Source organism: Mesorhizobium sp. M7A.F.Ca.CA.002.09.1.1, from assembly GCF_003998555.1.
Classification (GTDB): Bacteria; Pseudomonadota; Alphaproteobacteria; order Rhizobiales; family Rhizobiaceae; genus Mesorhizobium; species Mesorhizobium ciceri.
In genome coordinates this window covers 1-2,738 of the sequence record NZ_RZRR01000768.1, presented here as the reverse complement: position 1 = coordinate 2,738, position 2,738 = coordinate 1, and the positions used below count along the sequence as shown (strand labels likewise).

Below are 2,738 nucleotides of genomic sequence, written 5' to 3'. Positions count from 1 at the left end.
CCGCGGTCCATTGTGTCAGGAACTTCAGGCCCCTGCGCTGCCGCGCGGGGGCCTGAAGTTCCTGACACAATGGACCGCGGTTCTGGCGCGGCAAGCGGACTGGTTGGGACATGAGCGCTGATTTCTCCGAACTACGCGTCAAGATGGTCGACGGCCAGGTCCGCACCACAGATGTGACCAGCGCGCCGCTACTCGATGCAATGCTTGTCGTCCCAAGAGAGATGTTTGTCGGCGCCGCCCAGCGCGATCTCGCCTATATCGACGAGGACATCCGCATTGCAGCCGGCGCGGACGGTTCGCGCTACCTGATGGAAGCGTCGCCGTTGGCCAAGCTTATCCAGCTGGCCGAGATCAACCCGACCGATTCGGTGCTCGATGTCGGTTGCGGAACGGGCTACGCCTCGGCCATCCTGTCGCGGCTGGCCGGGTCCGTAGTGGCGCTCGAAAACGATTCGGCGCTGGCGGAAACCGCCAGATCGACGCTTTCGTCGCTTGGCTGCGGCAATGTGACCGTCGTCCAGGGCGCGTTGCCGCAGGGGCATGCCGCCAAGGCGCCTTATGATGTTATCTTTATCGGTGGCAGTGTCGCGGAAGTGCCGGCCCCGTTGCTCGACCAGCTTGCCGAAGGCGGCCGACTCGTCGCCGTCGAAGGGCAGGGCAATTCCGGCGTGGCCCGTCTCTTTTTCAAGGCCGGGGGGGTTGTAACCGGAAGACGTGCATTTAATGCGGCAATTAAGCCACTACCGGGGTTTGAACGCATTCGTGCTTTCGAATTCTGAATGATTTGGCCTTGCAGCAGAGGCTTTGTCATGGTCGCTTGCATTTGAACGATCGCTGCTGATGCCAAACTGGGGGCACTTTGGGGGTGAGCAGCAGGGAACACGAACACGCGGCGCCGGCTGATCTATGAGAGAAGCAGGCGCGGCGCGGTTCCCATGGAAAACGAATGAGGGTTTAACCGTGCCGTCTTTACGCAAGTCACTTTTCACCGCCGTCCTCGTTTCGGCGACCATGCTGTCCCCACTGGCCGCTTCAGCCGAAACCATCTCCGGCGCGCTTGCAAAGGCCTACCAGTACAATTCTTCACTGAATTCGGCCCGTGCCGGCGTTCGCGTCACCGACGAGGGTGTCGCCATCGCCAAGTCGGGCTACCGCCCGGTTGTCACCGGCTCGGCGGATATCGATTATTCGAGCAGCCATCTCAACGGCACCAATTCAAGCGTGCGGCTGACCACCGGCAATTTTGGCGTTCAGATCAACCAGACGCTGTTCGACGGCTTTCAGACCAGGAACAATGTCGCTGCCGCCGAAGCGCAGGTCCGGGCCTCGGTCGAAAGCCTGCGCAACACTGAAGAGGGCATCCTGTTCAGCGCGGCGCAAGCGTATATGAACGTGATTCGCGACCGGCAGGTCGCCGTGCTGACCGAGCAGAACCTGCAGTTCCTGACCGAAACGGCGCGCGCGGCGCGTTCGCGCTTCGAAGTTGGCGAAGGCACGCGCACCGATGTCGCCCAGGCCGACGCTTCGCGCGCCGCCGCGGTGGCGTCGCTGAGTGCTGCCCGGGCGCAGGCGCTGGCAAGTGCGGCGCTCTATCGCCAGATCGTTGGCGACGAGCCGGGCAAACTCAAGGGCGCTTCGCCGGTGGCAAAGCTGTTGCCGTCGAGCCTCGCCGCCGCCGTCGGGGTGGCCTCGAACGAGCATCCGGCCATCCTTGCCACGCAGCATCTGGTCGATGCCGCGGCGTTTTCGGTGAAGTCGGCCGAAGGTGCGCTGTTGCCGCAGCTGTCGGCTTCCGCCGGCGTTTCGAGCGCCTATCGCAATACCTCGCCTTTGCCGGGTGTCGGTTCGCAGGATGGCACGACCAATTCGGCCAGTGTCGGGGCAACGCTGACCATCCCGATCTATTCGGGTGGCCGCACCTCGGCGATCGTGCGCCAGGACAAGGAATCGCTCAGCCAGGCCCGCATCCAGGTCGATGTCAGCCGCGACCAGGTGCGCCAGGCCGTCACCGCCGCCTGGACCGAGTACACCGCCGCGCAGCAGCAGCTGACGGCCAACAGGCAAGTGATCGAAGCCGCGAAGCTGGCACTGAACGGTGTCATCGAAGAGCGCAATGTCGGCCAGCGCACCACGCTCGACGTCCTCAATGCGCAGGCGACGGTCATCACCGCCCAGATCAACCAGGCCGGTTACGAACACGATGTGGTGGTGGCGAGCTACGCCATCCTGCAGGCGACCGGCCGTCTGTCCGTCGACCGCCTTGGCTTGCAGGTAGCGAAATACAAGCCTGAAGAGCACTACAACGCGGTCAAGGACAAGTGGTACGGACTGCGCACGCCGGACGGCCGCTGAGGCGTTCGGCCTGAACTGGCCGTGTTCCCTGCTTGAGCAGGATCTTTCGCGCTGCGGCTCTCGGGTTCAGATGGCGCTAATCTGTTGAAATCCCACAAGTCCCCAGATTGGGGATTCTCGTGCGGCGATCCGTCGGTTACGCTGTGGCCATGATTCGATCCGGCTCTGCCGGAGCGGAAAACCCAACAGGGGTCACAAGGGCGGCGGATGTGACGATGGCAACGGCAAGCAGCGCACAGCGCGAACCTTCCATGGAAGAGATACTGGCTTCCATCAGGCGGATCATCGAGGACAGCGACGGCGGCCGCAAGCAGCCGGGCGACGCCGATGAGCTGAGCCAGGATCTGGAGCGCGCGTCGAGCGCCTATGCAGCCCCCGACGTGGAA

2 protein-coding genes and 1 pseudogene are annotated in these 2,738 nt (G+C 63.5%); all 3 read left to right on the top strand.

The window, feature by feature from the left end:
- The first annotated feature begins 110 nt into the window (after nt 1-110).
- The gene (locus EN994_RS25925; protein WP_024503837.1) at nt 111-779 is read left to right on the top strand and encodes a protein-L-isoaspartate O-methyltransferase; all 669 of its coding nucleotides are present in this window, start codon (nt 111-113) and stop codon (nt 777-779) included.
- Between the two features lie 181 nt (nt 780-960).
- Nucleotides 961-2,352: a TolC family outer membrane protein gene (locus EN994_RS25920; protein WP_063168121.1), complete on the top strand. Its 1,392-nt coding sequence runs from the start codon at nt 961-963 to the stop codon at nt 2,350-2,352.
- Nucleotides 2,353-2,567: 215 nt separating this feature from the next.
- Nucleotides 2,568-2,738: pseudogene (locus EN994_RS36385) on the top strand (DUF2497 domain-containing protein); the annotation flags it as partial.

What these genes read in the sequence shown, in the direction of transcription:
- EN994_RS25925 (WP_024503837.1), top strand. Translation starts at nt 111, where the DNA reads ATGAGCGCTGATTTCTCCGAACTACGCGTCAAGATGGTCGACGGCCAG.